This is a genomic window from Streptomyces sp. F63, assembly GCF_018070345.1.
GTDB lineage: Bacteria > Actinomycetota > Actinomycetes > Streptomycetales > Streptomycetaceae > Streptomyces.
This window is the reverse complement of record NZ_JAGPXX010000009.1, coordinates 51,275-72,296: the sequence shown is the minus strand read 5'-3', so window position 1 is coordinate 72,296 and position 21,022 is coordinate 51,275. Positions and strand designations below refer to the sequence as shown.

Below are 21,022 nucleotides of genomic sequence, written 5' to 3'. Positions count from 1 at the left end.
CGGACGTCCGGCCGGACCGGGCCGTGGCCGGGGGCGGACCGGGCAGTGACCGGAGGGCCGGACCGGGCGGTGGCCGGAGGGCCGGACCGGGACCGGGTGCCCCTACGGCGTCTGCGGCCCCGTGCGGCGCAGCCTCGCCAGCGCCTCCAGGGCCTCCAGGGCCTCCAGGGCCTCCCGCAGTCCGAGCGGCCGCAGCGTCCCGGGAACGGGCGGCCCCGCCCAGCCCGGACCGCCGAGCAGCACCGCCGGGCGGGTCCGCGCGCCCTTTACCCCCCACTCGCTGGCGGCCACGTGCCGTGCCAGCGGGCGGTTGGCGGTCGAACGGCTCTGTGACCACAGGACGACGGCCGCCGGCCCGGTGCGCCGCACCGCCGAGTCCAGCGCCTCCGCCGGCAGCGCCGCGCCGAACATCCGTACGGGAACGCCCCGTTCGGCCAGGCCGGCTGCCAGCGCCTCCAGCGGCAGGGCGTGCTGCTCGTCCGGTACACAGGCCAGCAGCACGGGCGGTGCTCCGGGCACCCCGGACGGTGCGGGCGCGGCGGGCGGCACCCGGCGCAGGGCCGAGGAGACATGCCAGGACAGCAGATGCTCCACCTCGACGTAACGGTCCCCGGCCGTCTCCCACTTGCGGCCCGCCGCGCGCAGGGCCGGCACCATCACCTTCTCCCAGGCGGTGACCAGGCCGTGCTGTCCGACGGCGGAGGCCAGCAACAGCTCCACGGCCGCAGCGTCCAGCCGCACGGCGGCCCGCGCCAGCCCGCGGCACTCCTGCCACACGTCGCCGAGCGGCAGCCCGTTCCCGGACCCGGGCTGCCGGGCGGGGGCGCGCGGGGCCGGTACGGCGGACTCGCCGGCCGGGTCGGCGGCTGCCGGCGCGTGCGGCGGGATGGAACGGGGGTCCGCCGCCGCGGGGGGAGGCGGTACGGGGGACGGCCCGCAGGGGGGCGGAACGGATGCCGGGGAGGAGGACGCGGCGGACGGCGCGGCCGAGGAGACGCCCGCCGTGCCGCCGGGGCCGGAGCGGTCCGCGGCGGGGGCCGGGCGGGCGACACGCACCGCGCGGGCGGCGCGGGCTACCGGCCCGAGCGCGGTTCGCTGCCGGGCTGGCTGACGGGGATCACCCGGTTCAAGATCGCCGACGCGCTGGCGCACCGTACGCGCCGCGCGGAGCTGGCAGCGGCCGTGGGCGCCGCCCGGCCGCCGGGCTTCGCCGAGGCCGGGGCCCGCCCGGACGCCGTGATCGACCGGGTGCTCGTCCACCACGCACTGGAGCGGCTCCCGCCCGCGCAGCGCCTGGTGCTGCGCATGGCGTTCTACGACGACCTCACGCAGGCCCGGATAGCGGTCCGCACCGGGCTGCCGCTCGGCACCGTGAAGAGTCATGTCCGCCGCGGCCTGCGCCGCCTGCGCGAGGCCCTCGGCCCGGAGCTCCTGGACGCGGAGGAGGCCGCCTGAGGCGGAGGACCTTCCGCCCGGTGTCCGCAGCGGCTGGTCAGGCAGCGTCCTGACCCCGGGGCGGCGGCGGCCCCGTCCCTCGGCCGCGTGCTGTGGTCACATGCCCCGCCGGCCTTCCGGCGGAGCCCGGCGGTGGCGGCGGGCGGTGCATCCGGGGTCCGGCGCGCCGGGGTGGCGCCCGTCAAACGGTGCACGAACGTTGCGGAATCCACGTCCCGGGCCGCTCCGCCCGGGGCGTCCGGCAGGCCCGGGCCGCTCCCGCGCCCGGTCCTCCACGCCCGGGCGGCCCGGCGGGTCCGGGCCGTTCCCGCAGTCGCCCGGCAGGCCCGGGTTCCCCGGGGCGGCCCGGCCCGGCCCGGCGCGGCCTGGCGCGGCCTGGCGCGGCGCGGCCCGGCGCGGCCCGGGGCGCCCCGCGCGCCCGGCGGCGGGCCGACCGGCGCCGACGGGCCCTCCGGCCGTTACGCTCCCGCCGCCCGGACCGGTCCCGGCTCCGCGTCGGCCAGGTTGTCCGGGAGGCGCAACCCCTGCCGCAGCGGCACCAGTTCGGTCTGCAGGACCATGGTGGCCGCCCCGATCGCGGGCGCCGTGGCCGCCGAGGTCGACAGGCGTACGGCCACGTGGTGGGTGGCGCGGGAGAAGAAGGAGCGGTCCAGTTCCTCCTGGACGACGGGCAGATAGGTGGCGCCCGCGATCGCCAGGCTGGGCCCGGTCAGCACCAGCAGTTCGAGGTCCATCACATTGGCCAGGGTGCGGGCCGCCACCGCCAGGTAGCGCGCCGAGCGCTCCAGCAGCGCCCGGGCCGCCGGCTCCCCGCTGCGCGCGGCCCGCGCGACCGCCGCGAACTCCGCGACCACCGACGGCCGGGCGCCCTTCGCGCCGCCCTCGCCGGTGAGCCCGGTGATCCGTGCGAGGTCCGCGTCGGCCCGGGCGGCGGCGACGACGGAGGCCGGTCCGGCCAGCACCTCGGTGCAGCCGCGCGCTCCGCACCAGCACTCGGGTCCGTCCACGTCGAGGCAGACGTGGCCGATCTCGCCCGCGTTGCCGCTGGCGCCGCGGTAGGCGAGGCCGTTGATGAGCAGGCCGGCGCCGATGCCGGTGCCCATGTAGAGGGCGGCGAAGGTGGAGGTGCCGCCGACGACTCCGGACCAGTGCTCACCGAGCGCCGCCGCGGTGGCGTCGTTGTCGAGGACGACGGGCAGCCCGGTCGCCTTCTCCAGGGCGCGGTCGAGCGGGAAGTCCTCCCAGGGCCGCATGGCGGGCGGGGTCAGCCGCATCCCGCTGGTGGGGGTGAGCGGTCCGGGGGAGACGAGGCCGAGGCCCAGCACCCGCTCGCGTTCGACGCCGACGCCGTCGATCAGGGCCTCGACCTCCCCGGCCATCCGTTCGACGACGACCGGCGGGTCCTCGGCGCCGGCCCCGGCGCGGGACATGCGGGCGACCACGGATCCGCCGAGGTTGGTCAGGACGTAGGTGATGCCGGCCTGGTCGAGGTGGACGCCGACCGCGTACCGCGAGGACTGGTTGAGCTGGAGGAGGACCCGGGGCTTGCCTCCGGTGGACTCGGCCCGCCCGGTCTCCACCACCAGGCCGTCGTCGATGAGGCGGCGGACGACGGTGGAGATGGTGGCTCCGGTGAAGCCGGTGGCCCGGACCAGCCCGACCCGGCTGATGGTGCCCGCGGCCCGGATCACGTCCAGTACGGCGGATCTGCTGCTCGTATGGGGTGTGGCCTGCGCCGGTCCGCTGGGTCCGCTCACTGAGTCCTCCGCCCGCGCTCGCTGTGCGCGCTCACGATATCGATGCCCTCCCCGGCGGGCCGCACCGCGCGAGCCTGCTTAGTTTAGCTGCCTGAGGAAGTTCCCGCCGGGGTCCGGGTCGTGGCGGGGTCCGGGGCGGGAGACCGGGTCCACCGCCTCCGCGGTCCGCGCTCGACGGGCGGCACGGCGTGGTCGCCCGGGGCCGGAGCGGGTCGCGGGAGCCGCCGCACCGCGCGGCCGCCAGGGGGTTGACTTTCTTTATTCGGCGTCTTAACAATCTCGCACAGCGGCAGACGCCCCCGACGGGGCGGGCGCACCGGGCCATCGGCGTGCCGGCCAGTGAGGGAGAGGACCCACCATGTTCCTGCAGGGAAACCGCCGGCGCGCCCGCACGGCAGCGGCCGGAGCGGTGGCCGCGGCCACACTGCTGGCCGGGTGCTCCGGAGGAGGCGACTCCGGCGCGGCCGACGAGACGCTGGTCGTCTACACCGGCCAGTCGGGCGACTACCAGGCCAACTTCAACCCGTACTCGCCGTCCCGCCTCGACGGCGACGGCACGATCTTTGAACCCCTGTTCTTCTACAACCTCACCAAGAACGAGGAACCGGCCCCCAGACTGGGCACCGAGTACTCCTGGAACGAGGACGGCACCGAGCTGAGCGTCACCCTGCGCGAGGGCGTCACGTGGGGCGACGGCGAGAAGTTCACCGCCGACGACGTGGTCTTCACGCTGGACATGATCACCAAGCACCCGACCATGAACGGCACCGGCTACAAGGGCAGGGCCACGGCCGTCGACGACACCCACGTCGAGATCACCTTCGACAAGCCCTCCTTCATGGAGGCCCCGCAGGTCCTCGGCCGCGTCTGGATCGTGCCGGAGCACATCTGGAGCAGGATCGACGACCCGTCGAAGGACGTCATGAAGAAGCCGGTCGGCACCGGCCCGTTCGCCCTGGACACCTTCAAGGCGCAGGCGTTCACGCTCAAGGCCAACCCCGGCTACTGGGACGGCGAGCCGGCCGTCAAGAAAATCCGCTACCTCTCCCTCTCCGGCAACCAGGCGGGCGCCGACGCCCTCGCCGCGGGAAAGATCGACTGGCAGACCGGCCCGGTGCCCGACATGCGGAACGTCGAGAAGAACTACCCCGGCTACAAGGCCGTCACGGTCCCGCTGAACCAGACCGTGCTGATGACCTGCGCCGCCGCCGGCAAGGGCTGCAAGGGCCCGCAGACCGACCCGGCCGTCCGCAGGGCGATCTACCATGCGCTGGACCGCACGCAGATCAACGAGCTGGCCTTCCAGGGCACGTCCTCCCGGATATCCCCCGGCTTCGCCCTCCCCGAGCGCGACAAGGCCCTCATCTCCGGAAAGCTGGAGGACCGGCTCGCGCCGATGGAGCCGGACGCGGCCCGGGCGGCCGACGTCCTGGAGGAAGCGGGCTACCGGAAGAACGGCGAGGGGATCTACGCCAAGGACGGCAAGCCGCTGGAGCTGACCATCAAGGTGGTCACCGGCTGGACCGACTACATCACCGCCGTCGACACCATGAGCCAGCAGCTCAAGAAGGCCGGCATCAAGGTGACGGCGCAGCAGCTGTCGTGGAACGAGTGGTCCGACGCCCGCGGCCAGGGCGAGTACGAGCTGCTCATCGACTCGCTGTACCAGGGCCCCTCGGCCGACCCGTACTACCTCTACAACTACTTCTACTCCTCCGCGACCACGGCGAAGGTCGGCGAGGCCGCCAACCCGAACTTCTCCCGGTGGACGGACCGGGCCGTCGACCGGGCGCTCGACGAGCTCAAGGCGATCAGCCGCGAGGACACGGCGGAGCGCCAGAAGCGGTTCGACACCATCCAGGCGGCCATCGAGAAGGACATGCCGTACATCCCCGTCCTGACCGCCGGCACCACCAGCGAGTACAACGCCGGGAAGTTCACCGGCTGGCCCACCGAGGACAACATGTACGCCTTCCCGGCGGTGTGGCAGCGCCCCGACCACTCGCAGATCTTCATGAACCTGAAGCCCGCCGAGTAGGCCGCGGCGCGGACCGGTTCGGCGGGATCAGCGGGCGGTTTCGAGGAGGAGTCATGGTGAGGGGCGGCCACCGATGAGGTACTACATCCGGAAGCTGGCGTTCTACGTGGTCGCCCTGTGGGCCGCGCTGACGCTGAACTTCTTCATCCCGCGGCTGATGCCGGGCAACCCGGTGGACACCCTGATGGCGAGGCTGGCCCAGCGCGGCGGCTCCGTGGACCCGTCGGTCCGCCGTTCCTACGAGCTCCTCCTCGGCACGAGGACCCGGGAACCCCTGTGGGACCAGTACCTGTCGTATCTGGTCAACCTCTTCCGGGGAGACCTGGGGATCTCGGTCAGCGTCTACCCGACGCCCGCCGCCGAGGTCATCTCGCAGTCACTGCCCTGGACGATCGTGCTGGTGGGGATCGCGACCCTGCTGTCCTTCCTCATCGGCGTCACCCTCGGCATGCTCGCCGGCTGGAAGCGCGGCACCTGGCTGGACTCCCTGGTGCCCGCCACCACCGTCCTCGCGGCGGTGCCGTACTTCTGGCTGGCGCTCATCCTGGTGGCCGTGTTCGGCTCCGCCCTCCAGTGGTTCCCGCTGCTCGGCGGCTACGACGTGATCCTCGACCCCGGCTGGAACGCGGAGTTCATCGGGTCCGCGATCCACCACGGCACGCTCCCCGCGCTGACCATCGTCATCTCCTCGGTCGGCGGCTGGTTGCTGGGGATGCGCAACATGATGGTCTCCACGGGGGACGAGGACTACGTCCTCACCGCCCGCGCCAAGGGGCTGCGCGAGCGCCGCATCATGACCCACTACGCGGCGCGCAACGCCGTCCTGCCGTCGGTCGCCGGATTCGCGATCTCCCTCGGCTTCGTGGTCGCCGGATCGATCATCACCGAGCAGGTCTTCTCGTACCCGGGCATCGGCGGAAAGCTGCTGCAGGCCGTGCAGAACAACGACTACGCCCTGATGCAGGGGATCTTCCTGGTGATCACGGTGGCGGTGCTGGGCGCCAACCTCGTCGTCGACCTGCTGTACGGACTCATCGACCCCCGCACCCGAGCCGGCAACTGAGCCGAGGAGACGGCACCGTGACGCATCTCAGCCCGGCCCTCACCGAGACCGCCGAACCCGGCGCGGCCGGCCCGGACACCGGCCCCGGCGGCACCGCCCCCTCCGCGCAGGCCCGGAGCGGCTGGCGCTCCCTGCTGCCGCGATGGTCCCCCGAACTCGGCGTCGGCCTCGGACTGGTGCTCGCCATCGCCCTCTTCGGGCTGATCGGCCCGCTCCTCGTGGGCGACCCGGACACCGTCCGCACCTCGGGGATGGCGCCGCCGGGTGACGGCTTCCTGCTCGGCACCACCCAGACCGGTCAGGACGTCTTCGCCCAACTCGCCCACGCCACCCGCGGATCGCTGCAGATCGGCCTGCTGGTCGGCATCATGGCGACCCTGCTGTCCGCATTCTTCGGGATCATCGGCGGCTACCTCGGCGGCGCGGTGGACGAGAGCTTCTCGCTGATCTCCAACGTCATGCTCGTCATCCCCGGCCTGCCGCTGGTCATCGTCATCGCCGGCTTCGTCCCGGCGGCGCAGCGCGGCTGGTGGACCATCGCGGTCGTCCTGGCGATCACCGGCTGGGCCGCCTCCTCCCGGGTGCTGCGCGCCCAGACGCTCTCGCTGCGCAACCGGGATTACGTCGCCGCGGCGCGGGTGGCGGGGGAGAAGCCCTGGCGGGTCGTCTCCGTGGAGATCCTGCCGAACCTGCTGCCGCTGCTGGCCTCGCAGTTCGTCTTCGCGGTGATCCTGGCCATCCTCAGCGAGGCGGGTCTGTCCTTCCTGGGGCTCGGCGCCTCCAACTCCCCGACGCTCGGCACGATGCTCTACTACGCGCAGAACGGCTTCGCGCTGCAGCGGGAGGCCTGGTGGTGGTTCGTCCCGCCCGGCCTGGTCATCGCGGCCTTCGGCTGCGGCCTCGCGCTGATCAACTTCAGCATCGACGAGATCATCAACCCCAAGCTGCGCGCCGTCCCGCGGAAGAAGGCCGGCGCGGTGCGGAGCACGCGGCCGGCACCGCTGCCCGGGGCCCCCGCCGCCGCGGACACCGAGCGCGACGGGTACGGCGGGGACGGCGGGGACGACGGGGACGGCGGGGACGGCAGGGACGACGGAGGTGGCGGAGGCGGCGGAGGCGGCGGGGCCGGCGAGGGCACCGGCCGGCGGGACCCCGTCCTCACCGTCCGGAACCTCAGCGTGGTCTACGGCGCCGAGCCCCCGGTCCACGCCGTCAAGGACGTCTCGCTGACCCTGGGACGCGGCGAGATCCTGGGCCTCGCCGGTGAGTCCGGCTGCGGCAAGACCACCCTCGCCCACGCGGTCAACCGGCTGCATCTGCCGCCCGCCGAGGTCACCTCCGGCTCGGTGGTCCTCCACGACCGCGACGGCGGCGACATCGACGTCCTGGCCCTGGAACGGGAGGAGTTGCGCGCTTTCCGCTGGTCGAAGCTGTCGATGGTGTTCCAGGGCGCGATGAACGCCCTCAACCCCGTCCTCTCCGTCCACGCCCAGCTCGACGACGTCCTCACCACGCACCGCCCGGAGATGACGCGGCCCGGGCGCCGCGAGCGGTGCGCCGAGGTGCTCCGCCTCGTCGGCGTCGACCCGCGCCGGCTGGACTCCTACCCGCACGAACTCTCCGGTGGCATGCGGCAGCGGGTGATGATCGCCATGGCGCTGCTGCTGGACCCCCAGGTGATGATCATGGACGAGCCCACCACGGCGCTCGACGTGGTCGTCCAGCGCGGCATTCTCTGGGAGATCCTGCGGTTCCGCGACGAGTTCGGCTTCGCCGTCGTCTTCATCACCCACGACCTGCCACTGCTGCTGGAGCTGAGCGACCGCATCGCCGTCATGCGGGAGGGCGAGATCGTCGAATACGCGACCGCCGCGGAGATCAAGGACCACCCGCGGCACCCGTACACCCGGCAACTCCTCGACTCCTTCCCGAGCCTCACCGGCGAGCGCGGATCCTTCATCCGCACCGGGGAGCCCGGCGCCCGCGAGCGGTCCGGCGCGGCGGACGTCCCCGCCCCGGCCGGTGGGACCCGCGCCGGCGGGGCACCACGGCCCGGCGAACAGCGGCACCCGAACGAGAGGGCCCCCCGATGACCACGCTGCACGTACGCGACCTGGTCAAGGACTTCTCCATCCGCTCCGGCCTGCGCCACGCCCGGCTGCGCGCGGTGGACGACGTCTCCTTCACCCTCGTGCCCGGCCGCACCGTGGCGCTCGTCGGGGAGTCCGGTTCGGGCAAGTCCACGGTGGCCCGCATGATCGCCCGGCTGGAGAAGCCGACCGCCGGCACCATCACGGCCGAGGGCCCGGACGGCGGGCGGGTGGACGACCGTTCGTACCGCCACCACGTCCAGATGGTCTTCCAGGACCCGTTCGCCTCGCTGAACCCCTTCCACACCGTCGAGCATCATCTCGCCCGCCCCCTGAAGCTGCACGGCCGGGCCGCGGGGAAGGACGAACTCCGGCAGCGGGTCGAGCAGTTGCTGGAGCGGGTCAATCTGACCCCGGCGGCGTCCGTCGCCCGCCGCCGTCCGCACGAACTCTCCGGCGGGCAGCGGCAGCGGGTGGCCATCGCCCGCGCGCTGGCCCCCGGCGCCCAGGTCGTCATCGCCGACGAACCCGTCTCCATGCTGGACGTCTCCATCCGGCTGGGCGTGCTCAACCTGCTCGCCCGGCTGCAGCGCGAGGACCGGCTGGCCGTCCTCTACATCACCCACGACCTCGCCACCGCCCGCCACTTCTCCGACGAGATCCTGGTGATGTACCGGGGCCGGGTCGTGGAGCGCGGCGCGGCGGACGACGTCATCCTCCGGCCCCGGCACCCCTACACCCGGCTGCTGGCCTCGGCCGCCCCCGACCCGGAGTCGGGACGGGGCCGCGCCGACCTGCTCGCCGGGACGGGCGGGGAGCCGGCCGGCACCGGGACCGCCGGGGCCGGGAGCCCGCCCCCGGCCGACTCCGGCTGCTCCTTCCGCGACCGCTGCCCGCAGGCCATGGACCTCTGCTCCCGCCCGGTGGCCGACCACACGGTCGGCGCGGGCCACCTCGCCAGGTGCCGGCTGTACGCGGAGGAGGCCCGGGGAGCGGAGGCGCCCCGGCCCGGGGCCGGCACCGGCGCCCCCGGCTAGCCGCACGACCGCCCCGCGGCGGACGGGCCTCCTCCCACCGGCCGGAAGACCGGCCACAGGACGGACCCGCAGCCACGCCGCCGCTCCGTAGCGTCGGGCTCCCTGAACGAACGGCGAGGAGCGAGGATGCCGATGCGGGACGCGGCGATGACGGGAGCGGGCCGGCCCGGCCGGGCGGAGGACGAGGACGAGGTGCCGGACTCGGCCGTCCGGGTACGGGGCCTGCGCAAGTCCTACGGCACGGTGGAGGCGGTGCGCGGGCTCGATCTCACGGTCCGGCGCGGTGAGGTGTTCGCGCTCCTCGGCCCGAACGGGGCCGGCAAGACCACCACGGTGGAGATCCTGGAGGGCCACCGGCACCGCAGCGGCGGGGAGGTGTCCGTCCTCGGCACCGACCCGGCGCGTGCCACGGCCGCTTGGCGGGCGCGGGTCGGCCTGGTGCTGCAGGACTCGCGGATGCCGCCCGAACTGACCGTGCGGGAGCTGGTCACCCGGCAGGCCGGCTTCTACCCGGCGCCGCGCGGTGCCGACGAGACGATCGAGCTCATCGGGCTGACCGGCCAACGCGACCGCCGGGCGGGGAAGCTCTCCGGCGGGCAGCGGCGGCGGCTGGACGTGGCGCTGGCCCTGGTCGGCGACCCCGAACTGGTCTTCCTCGACGAGCCCACCACGGGTCTCGACCCGGCGGCGCGCCGCCGGGCCTGGTCCATGATCGAGACGGTGCGGGAGCTGGGCAAGACCGTCTTCCTGACCACCCACTACCTGGACGAGGCGGAGGCCCTGGCCGACCGTCTCGCGGTCGTCGTCGACGGCCGGGTGGCGGCGCTGGGGACGCCGGCCACGCTCGGCGGACGGGAGACGATGCCCAGCGAGATCCGGTTCCGCCGCCCGGCGGGGATGCCCGCGGATCTGCTCGACGGCGCCGCCCCGGCGGCGGCCGGGGAGACGGTGACCCTGCGCGCCCCGGACCCGGCCGGGCGGCTCGGCCCGCTCCTGGACTGGGCCCGCGACCACGGCACCGGCCTGCCGGGGCTGGAGATACGCCGGCCGACGCTCGAAGACGTCTATCTGGCCGTCACCGGGGCCGCCCCCACCCACCGTACGGAGGAGACCCGATGAGCACCCGCACCCCCGCGCTGCTGCTGCGTGAGACCCGCTGCGCGGCCAGGATCGCCGTGCGCAACCCGCAGACCACGTTCCTGGTCGCCGTCCTGCCGCTGCTGTACCTGCTCGTCATCGCCTCGATCTTCGACGGGGAGGAGGTCCATGCCCCGGACCGGTCGTGGCTGCTCGACGTGTCCACCATCATGACCGCCTCGGTGGTGGTCATCGGAGTCGTCTCCGCGACGTTCCAGCACCTGACGATGACCCTGGTCGAGGACCGCGAGTACGGCGTGCTCAAGCGCCTTCGCTCCACACCGGTGCCCGCCCCGGTCTTCCTGGCCGGTCACGTGGTGACGGCCACCGTGCTGTCGCTGCTCCTCGCCGCGCTCGTCACCGCCCTGGGCGTGCTCGTCCTCGGCGTGCCGTTCCCGGGGACCCGGCTCCTCGCGGGCGCCGTCACCGTGCTGGCCGGAGCGCTCGCCTGCGCTGTCGTGGCCTTCCCCTTCAGCGTGCTGGTCAGAAGGGCTTCCGCGTCACTCCCCATGGCGTTCGGGGCGGGCCTGGCGATGTTCTTCCTCTCCGGGAACTTCTTCCCCGGCAAGGAGCTGCCCGCCGCGATGGGGCACGTCGCGGACCTCCTGCCCGTCCGGCACTTCTTCCTCGCCATGCTGACCGTCTTCGATCCCCGCACCACCGGCGCCGGATTCGAGTGGGGCCACCTGGCCGTGCTCGGCGTCTGGGCGGTGGCGGGCGCGGCCCTCGGGATCGTGTTCTTCCGCTGGACACCCACGGGCGACGAGTGAACCGGCGCCTCACCCGGGCGGTGTGACGCCCGCCCGGACCGCCAGCACCGCGAGCCGGACCCGGCCCTCGGCACCGGTCTTCGCCATCAGGCTGGAGACGTGCGTCTTGACGGTGGTCACCCCGAGGTGCAGCCGCTCGGCGATCTCGCCGTTCGACAGCCCGGCGCCCAGCAGGGAGAGCACCTCGCGTTCGCGGTCCGTGAGACCGGCGGGCCATGACCCGGACCGCCGCTCGTTCTCGCCGTTCCTCGCCGCCACGGCCCGGCCGACGAGGCGGCGCAGTACGGAGGTGCTGAACGGGTCGTCCCCTCGCGCGGCGCGCCGGATGCCGTCCAGCAGCTCGGCCGGTGCGGCGTCCTTGACGAGGAAGCCGCACGCGCCCGCGGCGAGCGCCGGGTAGAGGTGGTCGTCGTCGTCGAAGGTCGTCAGCGCGACGACACGGGTGGCGGGGCGGGCGGCGAGGATCCGGCCGGTGGCGGTGATGCCGTCGACGAGGGGCATGCGCAGGTCCATCAGGACCACGTCGGGCGCCAGGTCCGCGGCGAGGCGCACCGCCCGGCGCCCGTCCTCGGCCTCACCGGCGACGCGCACGTCGGGGGCGGCCTCGCAGAGCATCCGCAGCCCGGCGCGGACCAGCCGCTGGTCGTCCACGAGCAGTACGCGGATCACGGGCGGACCCCCTCGCGCCGGCCGTCCGCCCGTTCGCAGCCCGGGCGGGCCGGGACCGCCGGGAGCGCCGGATCCACCACACCGTCCGGGCAGCCCGGAGCGGGGCGGCCGGCCCCGTGGCCGGGAGCGCCCGGATCGCCCGGGCCGGCTGCGTCGCCCGGGTCGGCCGGGAGTTCGGCGGTGAGGTGCCAGCCGTCGCCGGCCGGGCCCGCCCGCAGCGAACCGCCGAGCAGCCGGACCCGCTCCCGCATGCCGATCAGACCGAGACCGGTCCCGGACGGGGCCGGCCCGGCCCGGCCGGCACCGCGCGCCGGGCCGTGGTCGCGGATGTCCACGGTGACGGCGCCCGCCCCGGTCATCCGCACCGAGACGGTGGCACGCGCCGACGGGCCGGCGTGCCGGGCGACGTTGGCCAGCCCCTCCTGGACGAGCCGCAGGACGGCGAGCCCGCGCACCGCGTCGAGGCGGCCGGTCTCCGGGTCCGTCGACTCCTCGACGTCCAGCCCGATCCGCCGGCCGCGCTCGACGGCCGTGCGCAGGGCGGCGGGCAGCCCGCCGGGGACCGGCGGCAGGGCCTCCCCGCCGTCCCCGGGCAGCTGCCCCGGGTCGCGCAGGACGGCCACCAGGCGGCGCAGGTCGGCCAGGGCGGCGGTGCCGGTCGTGTGCAGATCGTCGAGGACGCCGGTCACCCGGTCGTCCGTGACCGGCAGCGTGTGCCGGGCCACCCCCGCCCTCAGCACCATGGAGGAGACGTGGTGGGCCACCAGGTCGTGCAGTTCCCGGGCGATCGCCGCGCGCTCGGCCACCCGCGCCGCGCGGACGCGCAGCTCCCGGCCCTGCCGCTCCTCCTCCGCGCACTTCCGGGCATGCCGGGCGGCCCGGCGGGCGGCGCGGACGGTACTGCCCAGCAGCAGCGGACCGAGGACCGTCACCGCCACCCGGTAGAGCAGCGGGGGCAGCTCCGCGGGCATCCCGTCGGCCGTGTGGACGGCATACACGGCGGTCAGGGCGGCACCACCGAGCAGCGCCCTCGGCCACGGCCGCCGGACCGCCAGCTCCAGCAGGGAGAAGCCCGCGAGGTACTTCACCACGGCCGCCGGGCCGTGGGCGAAGCTCCCGCCGTACGCGTCCGCGGCGAGCAGCAGGGCCGCCAGGCCGAGCGCGGTGCCCAGCGGCCGGACGGCGCCGAACATCCCGATCGCCACCGCGGCGAGGGCGAAGCCCCAGTCGGCCGCCGCCGGCCCGGGGCCGCTCCGCAGCAGGAGGAGATGGCCGGCCGTGACCAGCAGCAGGATGACGAGACGGGGTATCACATGCGGCCTGTCAAGGACGCGATCGGGCCATGAGGGCGACACGTCCCGATCCTCGCACACGCGTGCCGTACCGCCGGGGCGCCGGCGGCCGGTGGTGGGCGCGGTGCCCGAGCCGGCAGGGGTGCTCCTCAGGGCGAGGCCCGGGCCCGGCTGCCCGGGTCTGGTGCGGCGGTCGTCGAAGCCCTCTGCTCTCGCTCGGCCGGTGGCGGCCGGTGGCGATCACATTGACTTACTTAATTCAGTGGCGTAAGAATCCACCTGGCCCCACCTCGCACAAGAGCACGCACCGGCTGAATCCCCTGCCCTCCGCGCGCGCCCGCCGCGCCCAGCGGGCCCGACCTTGGAGTGATCGAGGATGATCCGTCAGACCCTGCACGAGGGATGGCAGTTGACGGCGACCGCCGGGCCGGTCCCCGCGGACATCGCGGGCCGGAGCGTCCCCGCCCGGGTGCCCGGCAGCGCCCACCTCGATCTGCTGGCCGCGGGCCTGATCCCCGACCCCTACCTCGACCGCGCCGAGGAGGAACTCGTCTGGGCGCACCGCACCGACTGGCGCTACACCACCACCTTCGATGCGGAGCCGGCCCGTCCCGGCGAGCGCGTCGACCTGGCCTTCGACGGGCTGGACACCGTCGCCACGGTCGAGCTGAACGGCCGGGTGCTGGGCCGCACCGCCAACATGCACCGCTCCTACCGCTTCGACGTCCGCGAAGCCCTCCGCGAGGGCGCCAACGAGCTGGTGGTCACCTTCCGCTCCGCCCTGGAACACGCCGAGGAGACCGAGCGGCGGCTCGGCCGGCGCCCCCACGTCTATCCGCACCCCTTCAACATGATCCGCAAGATGGCCTGCAGCTTCGGCTGGGACTGGGGACCGGACCTGCAGACGGCCGGCATCTGGAAACCCGTCCGCCTGGAGCGCTGGACCACCGCCCGCATCGACCGGCTGCGGCCGCTGGTGACCGTCGGCCCGGACGGCACCGGCCGAGTCGAACTCCACGCCGGCATCGAGCACGCCGACCCGGCCGCACCCCGCGAGCTGCGGCTGACCGCCGGCGTCGCGGGCCGGGAGGGCGACGTCACCGTGCCGGTCGGGGAGACCTCCGCGGTGCTCACCCTCGACGTCCCCGGCGTCCGCCTGTGGTGGCCCGCCGGCTACGGCGACCAGCCGCTGTACGACCTGGGCGCCGGACTCCGCGCGGGCGACGGCGGACCGCCCCTCGACGCGGCCGCCCGCCGCGTCGGCTTCCGCACGATCACCGTCGACACCACTCCCGACGAGACCGGCACCCCGTTCACGATCACCGTCAACGGCACCGCCGTCTTCGCCAAGGGCGCCAACTGGATCCCGGACGACCACTTCCTCACCCGCGTCACCCGCGAACGCGTCACCCGCCGCGTCGAGCAGGCCCTCGGCGCCCATATGAACCTGCTCCGGGTCTGGGGCGGCGGCATCTACGAGACCGAGGACTTCTACGACGTCTGCGACGAGCGCGGCGTCCTCGTCTGGCAGGACTTCCCCTTCGCCTGCGCCTCCTACCCCGAGGAGGAGCCACTGTGGAGCGAGGTCGGGGCCGAGGCCCGCGAGAACGTCGCCCGGCTCTCCTCGCACCCCTCGCTCGCCCTCTGGAACGGCGCCAACGAGAACATGTGGGGCTACCGCGACTGGGGCTGGCCCGAGCAGCTCCGGGGCCGCAGCTGGGGTCTGCGCTACTACACCGAACTGCTGCCGTCGGTCGTCGCCGAGCTCGACCCGACCCGCTTCTACGCGGCCAACAGCCCGTACAACCCCGGCAGCCCGCTCGACGAGCTCCACCCCAACGACGAGAACCACGGCACCCGGCACGAGTGGCGGGTGTGGAACGAACGCGACTACACCGCCTACCGCGACCACATCCCGCGCTTCTGCTCCGAGTTCGGCTTCCAGGGACCGCCGGCCTGGGCCACCCTGACCGGCTGGGTGCACGACGAACCCCTGACGCCCACCTCCCCGTCCTTCCTGCTGCACCAGAAGGCCGAGGACGGCAACGGCAAGCTCGACCGCGGCTACGCCCCGCACCTCCCCGCGCCCGCGGACTTCGCGGACTGGCACTGGACGACCCAGCTCAACCAGGCCCGCGCCGTCGCCTTCGGCGTCGAGCACTTCCGCTCCTGGTGGCCGCGCACCGCCGGCAGTGTCGTCTGGCAGCTCAACGACTGCTGGCCGGTCACCTCCTGGGCCGCCGTCGACGGCGACGGGCGCCCCAAGCCGCTCTGGTACGCGCTGAAGCACGCCTACGCGCCCCGGTTGCTCACCCTCCAGCCGCGCGACGGGGCGACCGTGCTCGTCGCGGTGAACGACACGGACGGCGCCTGGGCGGGCACGGTGCGGGCGGAGCGGCAGGCGTTCGACGGGACCGTCCTGGACGCCGCTAGTATCGAACTGGACGTGAAGCCCCGGTCGGCAGCCCCGTACACCCTCGCCGAGTCCCTGCTCACGCCCGCAGATCCCGCCCAGGAGGTGCTCGTGCTGACGTGCGACGACGCGCGTGCCGTCCACCTCTTCCGGGAGGACGTCGAACTGGCCTACGACCCGGCGCCGCTGACCGCTGAGGCCGTCGCCGTTCCCGGCGGCTACCGGATCGACGTCACCGCGGCCTCCTTCGCGCGCGACGTGGCCGTGCTGGCCGACCGGCTCGCTCCCGACGCCGAGGTCGACGACATGCTGGTCCCGATCCCCGCGGGTGAGACCCGTTCCTTCACCGTCCGCACCGCCGCCCGGCTGGATCCGGAGCGGCTGACCGGGCCGCTGGTGCTGCGCAGTGCCAACGCGCTCCACGCCCCGGCGGTGTCTTCCTGAGTGGCCGGAGCACAGCGCGAGCCGGCGGGACGTGAGCCGGCCGGGACGGGAGCGGTCGGACTCGTGCTCGCCCGCCCCGCCCGGCTGCTCGGCGTCGAACCCTTCTTCATGGAGTTCATCGCCGGTATCGAGGAGACCCTGGCGGAACGCGGCATGTCCCTGCTCCTCCACGTTGTGCCCGCGCAGGACGCCGAACTCGCCGCCTACGGGCGCTGGGCCGAGCGGCGCCTGGTCGAGGCCGTCGCCGTCGTCAACCTCACCGCGGGCGACCGGCGGCCCGCCCGCCTGCGGGAACTCGGCCTGCCCGCCGTGCTCGTCGGCACCTGGGAGCAGGACCCGTCCGCCCCCGCCGTCCGCACCGACGACGCCGGGGCCGTGCGCGAGGCGCTGGCGCGGCTGCTGGACCTGGGTCACCGGCGCATCGCGCGGGTGAGCGGTCCGGCGGAGCTGCTGCACACCCGGGCCCGGACCGCCGCCCTGGAGGAGGGCTGCCGCGCGGCGGGCCTGGCGCCCCCGGTGATCGTCGAGGGCGACTACTCGGCCGAGTCGGGCGAGCGGCTGACCGCCCGGCTGCTGGGCGCGCCCGAGCCGCCCACCGCGATCCTCTACGACAACGACGTGATGGCGGTGGCCGGTCTGGCGGCCGCGAAGGAGCTCGGCTTCGCCGTGCCGGAGCGGCTCTCCCTCATCGCCTGGGACGACTCCACCCTGTGCCGGCTGGCCACCCCGCCGCTCACCACCATGAGCCTGGACGTACACCAGTACGGCGTCCTGGTCGCCCGGTCCGTGCTCGAACTGGTCGACGGGGGACCGGTGGCGGAGCGCTCCCTGCCCACCGCCCGCTACGTGCCGCGCGGCAGTACCGCTCCCGGTCCGGCCGGTCCGGCCGGCGCCGCGGGTGCCGCGGGTGCCGCCGGCGCCGCGGGTACCGCCGGCGTCTGATCCGTCCCGCACCCCGCCGGCCCGCGGCGCGCCGCCGTCATCCCCCCGCTGTGCCTCCCTCACCGGATGGACACCGGGTATTGGGCGGTGCCCGGGACAGTCATGGCATGCTCTCGACACCGACCGCTTCGGCGGGCACGTCCTCGTACACCATGGCGATAGCCGACACCGATGAGCTGATCCACGCCGCGCAGCGACTGCGCCACCAGGTCTTCGCGGAGGAGCGCGGCGCCCGGCTGCGCCCGACGGCGGACGGGCGGGACACCGACGCGTTCGACGACGTGATGGACCACCTCGTCGTCACCGACACGGCGACCGGCGAAGCCGTCGGCACCTACCGGCTGCTGCCCCCCGGCCGCAGCGAGCACCTGTATTCCGAAACCGAGTTCGACCTGCGCACGCTGCCCGCCGAGGTGCGCGCCTCCATGGTCGAGGCCGGCCGGGCCTGCGTGCACCCCGCGCACCGCACGGGCGGGGTCATCAACCTCATGTGGTCCGGGCTCGCCCGCTACGTCCTGCTCTCCGGGCACCGCTATCTCGCCGGCTGCGCCTCGGTGCCGCTGGGCGACGGCGGGCAGGCGGCGGCGAACGCCTGGCTGCTGGGCACCACCCGGCACGCCGCCCCGCCCGAACTGCGCGTCCAGCCGCTCGACCCGTGGACCCCGCCCCGCCCGGTGGACGCCCGGCCGGACCCGCTCGCCCTGCCACCGCTGCTCCGCGGCTATCTGCGGGCCGGCGCCTGGATGTGCGGACCGCCGCAGCACGACCGGGTGTTCGGCGACGCCGACTTCTTCGTCCTGCTCGACACCGAACGCATGAACGACCGCTATCGGCGCTTCTTCCTGGGCGACCTCCGGTGAACCCGAACCCCTGGGCCCCCGGCTCGTCCTGCGCCCCGGCCCGCTGCGTCGCGCACGCCGTCCCGCCGGTGCGCCCGGCGCGTGCCCTGCGCCGCACCGCCGGCTTCGCCCGGGAACTCGCCGGAGCGCTGCGCGACGGCGACGGCATCGCCCGGCCGGAGACGCTGCGCCTCCGGGCCCGGGCGCTGCTCGACGCGCTCGGCGTACGGCTGGAGACCCCGGACGGCGCCGTCCTGAGCGCCCCGCGCGCCCCGCGCGCACAGGCCGCGCGGGGGGAGCCGGGCGGCCCCGCCGCCGCGCCCGGCACCCTGGTCGTCGCCAACCACATCTCCTGGCTCGACGCCGTCGCCCTGCCGGCCGTCGAACCGGTGACCCTGCTCGCCAAACGCGAGGTCGGGGAGTGGCCGGTCGTCGGACCGATGGTCCGGCGCGCCGGTACGCACTTCATCGACCGGGGAAGCCTGCGCGAACTCCCCGGCACCGTGGAGGCCCTGGCCGGGCTGCTGCGTGCCGGACGGTCGGTGGCCGTCTTCCCCGAGGGGATCACGCACTGCTCGGCTCCCGGCGGCCGGTTCCGGCCCGCCGCGTTCCAGGCGGCGCTCGACGCCGGGGCGCCGGTGCGTCCCGTCACCATCGGCTACGAGCAGGCGGGCGTCCCGAGCACCGTGGCGGCGTTCGTCGGCGAGGACGGTTTCGCCGGCTCGCTGCACCGGGTGCTGACCGCCGGTGCGCTCACCGTCCGGATCCGTGTCCATCCGCCCCTGCTGCCGGTGCCCGGTGTGGACGACCGGCGCTCCCTGGCCCGGCGCGCGCAGGCGCTCGTACGGGAAACCGCCCCGGCGCGGTGCCCCGGCGCGCGTTCCGTCGGCTCACTCCCCGCCGCCACGGATCCGGGTCTCCGGCCGGCGGCGGCGGGCACGGGAGCAGGGAGGCCCGGGCCGCTGCTCACCGGGCGGTCCGGACCCCCTGAACATCCGTGAACATCCCCTGACCCGCCCTCCGCCGGCCGCGGGGGGCGGAAGCGGCCGCCGGCGTCCCGTGCCCGGGCGGACGGGTGTCCGCGCCGTCAGGCCCGCGCCTTGGCGCGGTCGAGCGCGGCGATGCCGACGGCGGCCAGTGCGATCTGGATCAGCCACTCGATCCAGTCGGGGCCGCTGGTGTCGGAGACGCCCAGAGCCCCCGCGAGAGCCGTACCGATCAGCGCGGCGACGATACCGACGAGGATCGTCCACAGCACACCGATCCGCTGCCGGCCGGGCAGGACCAGCCGGCCCAGCACCCCGATGACGATGCCGATGATGATCGCACTGATGATGCCCGAGATCTCCATGACTGCCTCTCCGTACCGACTCCGTAGTGACTTCGGTTCGAACCGCGGTGTGTACGGTCCTTCTGCCCCGGCATGTGCGCGTCACTCGGGTCCTGTCGCCGGAGCCCCGCCCGGCCGGTTCCTCAGCCCGCCGGGTACAGCGCCCGTACGGCGTCCACCGTGTCCGCCTCGGACGCGGGCTTGTCCTCGCGGTAACGGAGCACCCGCGCGAAGCGGAGGGTGATGCCCTCCGGATAGCGGGAGGAGCGCTGCACGCCGTCGAAGGCGATCTCGACGACCAGCTCCGGCCGGACGGTCACCCCCCATGGCTCCCGCGCGGTGGCCAGCTCCAGCAGCCGCTCCGTCTGCCAGGCGAGCAGCCGGTCGGTCAGCCCCTTGAACGTCTTGCCGAGCATGGCGAACGAGCCGTCCGGCCGCCGTGCGCCGAGATGGAGATTGGAGAGCTTGCCGCTGCGCCGTCCGTGGCCCCACTCCGCGGCGAGCACCACCAGATCGAGGGTGTGCACCGGCTTCACCTTCAGCCAGGAGGCACCGCGCCGCCCCGCGCGGTACACGGCGTCCAGTGCCTTCAGCACGACTCCCTCGTGCCCGCGCTCCAGGGTCTCGGCGGCGAACTCCCGCACCGCCCGCCGCGTCTCCTCGGTCTCCGGGGCGGCCGCCACCAGACGCCGTACGCGCAGCGGCTCCGGCACCACCCGGGCCAGCTCCGCATGGCGCGCGGAGGCGGGGAGTTCCAGCAGGTCACGGTCGTCCACGGCCAGCAGGTCGAAGAAGACGGCGGAGAGCGGCAGCGACCGCCGGGCGGCGGAGACGTCCACGCGCGAACCGACCCGCCCGGAGACCTCCTGGAAGGGCCGCGGCCGGCCGTCCTCCCCCAGGGCGATCACCTCCCCGTCGAGCACGGCGCGGTCCGCCGCGAACTCCCGGGCCGCATCGGCGACTTCCGGCAGCCGGCCGGTGATCTCGTCCAGTGTGCGGGTCCAGATCCGTACCGTGTCGCCGTCCCGGTGGACCTGCACCCGGATGCCGTCGAGCTTCTCCTCGACCGCGCACGGACCCAGTGTGTCCAGGGCCTCGTCCACGGTGTTCGCGGTGTGCGCCAGCATCGGCAGCACCGGGCGGCCGACCCGCAGCCGGAAGCCGGCGAGCGCTGCCGGCCCCCGCTCCAGCAGCACCTCGGCGACGCCGCCCAGCGAGCCGCCCAGCATCACGGCGCGGCGCACCTCGGCGGGCTCCGCGCCGGTGGCGGCGGCCAGCCCCTCCACGGCGAGCGCGTCCAGCGCGCCCTGCCGCGGCTCGCCGGAGAGCAGCCCGAGCAGGAAGCGTTGTTCCTCCTCGGTCGCCGCTTCCAGCAGCGCACCGACCAGCCGTTTCCGCTCCGCCAGGGCGCCGGTGCCGGAGACGGCCGCGATCGCGCCGAGCGCGGCGTCGACCTCCAGGACGGACAGCCGCGGCTCGGGTGCGGGCGGGCGGGGCTCCCTGAGCACGCTCCAGCCCACTCCGATCCGCCGCTGGGGCAGCCGGCCCGCCAGATAGGTGATGATCAGGGGGGCCTCGGCGGGTTCGGCGTCGCGGAAGAGCCGGGCGAGGAGACGCGTCTTCTCCGAGCGGGCGGCGGTGGCGGCGACATCCCTGGACGTCTCCGCGAGTTCGGCCAGCAGCATGCCGTCATCCCTACCCGCGCTCCCGCCCCGCAGCCCGGAAAACCGGCATTCGGCCGCACAC

17 protein-coding genes are annotated in these 21,022 nt (G+C 74.8%); 11 read left to right on the top strand and 6 right to left on the bottom strand.

Annotated elements, in window-relative coordinates:
* Nucleotides 1-102 precede the first annotated feature (102 nt).
* The gene (locus KBZ10_RS12690; RefSeq protein ID WP_307847388.1) at nucleotides 103-1,152 is read right to left on the bottom strand and encodes a B12-binding domain-containing protein; all 1,050 of its coding nucleotides are present in this window, start codon (nucleotides 1,150-1,152) and stop codon (nucleotides 103-105) included.
* On the opposite strand from KBZ10_RS12690, the gene KBZ10_RS29365 reads away from it, so the two are divergent.
* Nucleotides 1,096-1,455, top strand: coding sequence for an RNA polymerase sigma factor (locus KBZ10_RS29365; protein ID WP_374223343.1), 360 nt, complete (start codon nucleotides 1,096-1,098; stop codon nucleotides 1,453-1,455). The two genes, KBZ10_RS12690 and KBZ10_RS29365, sit on opposite strands and share 57 nt — an antisense overlap.
* Before the next feature lie 458 nt (nucleotides 1,456-1,913).
* Here KBZ10_RS29365 and KBZ10_RS12680 read toward each other — a convergent pair whose 3' ends face one another.
* Nucleotides 1,914-3,212, bottom strand: coding sequence for an ROK family transcriptional regulator (locus tag KBZ10_RS12680; protein WP_210987690.1), 1,299 nt, complete (start codon nucleotides 3,210-3,212; stop codon nucleotides 1,914-1,916).
* A gap of 358 nt (nucleotides 3,213-3,570) precedes the next feature.
* On the opposite strand from KBZ10_RS12680, the gene KBZ10_RS12675 reads away from it, so the two are divergent.
* The 6 genes from KBZ10_RS12675 (at nucleotide 3,571) to KBZ10_RS12650 (ending at nucleotide 11,347) form a co-directional block, all read left to right on the top strand.
* Entirely contained in the window at nucleotides 3,571-5,250 is a 1,680-nt protein-coding gene (locus KBZ10_RS12675) for an ABC transporter substrate-binding protein (protein WP_210987689.1), read from the top strand.
* A gap of 73 nt (nucleotides 5,251-5,323) precedes the next feature.
* Nucleotides 5,324-6,313 carry an ABC transporter permease gene (locus KBZ10_RS12670; protein ID WP_210987688.1) on the top strand — a complete coding sequence of 330 codons (990 nt, stop codon included), beginning with the start codon at nucleotides 5,324-5,326 and terminating at the stop codon, nucleotides 6,311-6,313.
* Nucleotides 6,314-6,330: 17 nt separating this feature from the next.
* Nucleotides 6,331-8,406 carry a dipeptide/oligopeptide/nickel ABC transporter permease/ATP-binding protein gene (locus tag KBZ10_RS30290; protein ID WP_307847371.1) on the top strand — a complete coding sequence of 692 codons (2,076 nt, stop codon included), beginning with the start codon at nucleotides 6,331-6,333 and terminating at the stop codon, nucleotides 8,404-8,406.
* On the top strand, nucleotides 8,403-9,440 hold the full coding sequence (locus KBZ10_RS12660) for an ABC transporter ATP-binding protein (RefSeq protein WP_210987687.1): 1,038 nt from the start codon (nucleotides 8,403-8,405) through the stop codon (nucleotides 9,438-9,440). The genes KBZ10_RS30290 and KBZ10_RS12660 overlap by 4 nt, the downstream gene beginning before the upstream one ends.
* A gap of 126 nt (nucleotides 9,441-9,566) precedes the next feature.
* The gene (locus tag KBZ10_RS30035) at nucleotides 9,567-10,559 is read left to right on the top strand and encodes an ABC transporter ATP-binding protein (protein WP_282107822.1); all 993 of its coding nucleotides are present in this window, start codon (nucleotides 9,567-9,569) and stop codon (nucleotides 10,557-10,559) included.
* Nucleotides 10,556-11,347, top strand: coding sequence for an ABC transporter permease (locus KBZ10_RS12650; RefSeq protein WP_210987686.1), 792 nt, complete (start codon nucleotides 10,556-10,558; stop codon nucleotides 11,345-11,347). Before KBZ10_RS30035 ends, KBZ10_RS12650 begins: the two co-directional genes overlap by 4 nt.
* A gap of 9 nt (nucleotides 11,348-11,356) precedes the next feature.
* On the opposite strand, the gene KBZ10_RS12645 is transcribed toward KBZ10_RS12650, so the two are convergent.
* Both KBZ10_RS12645 and KBZ10_RS29345 read right to left on the bottom strand, forming a co-directional pair.
* Nucleotides 11,357-12,016, bottom strand: a complete 660-nt coding sequence (locus KBZ10_RS12645) for a response regulator transcription factor (RefSeq protein WP_210987685.1) — start codon at nucleotides 12,014-12,016, stop codon at nucleotides 11,357-11,359.
* The gene (locus tag KBZ10_RS29345; protein WP_210987684.1) at nucleotides 12,013-13,329 is read right to left on the bottom strand and encodes a sensor histidine kinase; all 1,317 of its coding nucleotides are present in this window, start codon (nucleotides 13,327-13,329) and stop codon (nucleotides 12,013-12,015) included. The genes KBZ10_RS12645 and KBZ10_RS29345 overlap by 4 nt, the downstream gene beginning before the upstream one ends.
* 355 nt (nucleotides 13,330-13,684) lie before the next feature.
* On the opposite strand from KBZ10_RS29345, the gene KBZ10_RS12635 reads away from it, so the two are divergent.
* The 4 genes from KBZ10_RS12635 to KBZ10_RS12620 all read left to right on the top strand — a co-directional run bounded on the left by KBZ10_RS12635 (nucleotide 13,685) and on the right by KBZ10_RS12620 (nucleotide 18,947).
* Entirely contained in the window at nucleotides 13,685-16,165 is a 2,481-nt protein-coding gene (locus KBZ10_RS12635; RefSeq protein ID WP_210987683.1) for a glycoside hydrolase family 2 protein, read from the top strand.
* The gene (locus KBZ10_RS12630) at nucleotides 16,166-17,107 is read left to right on the top strand and encodes a substrate-binding domain-containing protein (RefSeq protein WP_210987682.1); all 942 of its coding nucleotides are present in this window, start codon (nucleotides 16,166-16,168) and stop codon (nucleotides 17,105-17,107) included.
* A 107-nt stretch (nucleotides 17,108-17,214) separates the two neighbouring features.
* Nucleotides 17,215-17,967: a GNAT family N-acetyltransferase gene (locus KBZ10_RS12625; protein ID WP_210987681.1), complete on the top strand. Its 753-nt coding sequence runs from the start codon at nucleotides 17,215-17,217 to the stop codon at nucleotides 17,965-17,967.
* Nucleotides 17,964-18,947, top strand: coding sequence for a 1-acyl-sn-glycerol-3-phosphate acyltransferase (locus KBZ10_RS12620; protein WP_210987680.1), 984 nt, complete (start codon nucleotides 17,964-17,966; stop codon nucleotides 18,945-18,947). The genes KBZ10_RS12625 and KBZ10_RS12620 overlap by 4 nt, the downstream gene beginning before the upstream one ends.
* Nucleotides 18,948-19,033: 86 nt before the next feature.
* Here the strand turns inward: KBZ10_RS12620 and KBZ10_RS12615 are convergent, their stop codons facing one another.
* Complete coding sequence (locus KBZ10_RS12615; RefSeq protein ID WP_210987679.1) at nucleotides 19,034-19,297, bottom strand: GlsB/YeaQ/YmgE family stress response membrane protein; 264 nt, start codon at nucleotides 19,295-19,297, stop codon at nucleotides 19,034-19,036.
* Between the two features lie 122 nt (nucleotides 19,298-19,419).
* Nucleotides 19,420-20,961 (bottom strand): ATP-dependent DNA ligase, encoded by a 1,542-nt coding sequence (locus KBZ10_RS12610; RefSeq protein WP_210987678.1) that lies wholly within the window; start codon nucleotides 20,959-20,961, stop codon nucleotides 19,420-19,422.
* Nucleotides 20,962-21,022 lie beyond the last annotated feature (61 nt).

What these genes read in the sequence shown, in the direction of transcription:
- KBZ10_RS12650 (WP_210987686.1), top strand. Translation starts at nt 10,556, where the DNA reads ATGAGCACCCGCACCCCCGCGCTGCTGCTGCGTGAGACCCGCTGCGCG.
- KBZ10_RS12625 (WP_210987681.1), top strand. Translation starts at nt 17,215, where the DNA reads ATGCTCTCGACACCGACCGCTTCGGCGGGCACGTCCTCGTACACCATG.
- KBZ10_RS12670 (WP_210987688.1), top strand. Translation starts at nt 5,324, where the DNA reads ATGAGGTACTACATCCGGAAGCTGGCGTTCTACGTGGTCGCCCTGTGG.
- KBZ10_RS12615 (WP_210987679.1), bottom strand. Translation starts at nt 19,297, where the DNA reads ATGGAGATCTCGGGCATCATCAGTGCGATCATCATCGGCATCGTCATC.
- KBZ10_RS12660 (WP_210987687.1), top strand. Translation starts at nt 8,403, where the DNA reads ATGACCACGCTGCACGTACGCGACCTGGTCAAGGACTTCTCCATCCGC.
- KBZ10_RS12675 (WP_210987689.1), top strand. Translation starts at nt 3,571, where the DNA reads ATGTTCCTGCAGGGAAACCGCCGGCGCGCCCGCACGGCAGCGGCCGGA.
- KBZ10_RS30035 (WP_282107822.1), top strand. Translation starts at nt 9,567, where the DNA reads ATGCCGATGCGGGACGCGGCGATGACGGGAGCGGGCCGGCCCGGCCGG.
- KBZ10_RS12610 (WP_210987678.1), bottom strand. Translation starts at nt 20,961, where the DNA reads ATGCTGCTGGCCGAACTCGCGGAGACGTCCAGGGATGTCGCCGCCACC.
- KBZ10_RS12635 (WP_210987683.1), top strand. Translation starts at nt 13,685, where the DNA reads ATGATCCGTCAGACCCTGCACGAGGGATGGCAGTTGACGGCGACCGCC.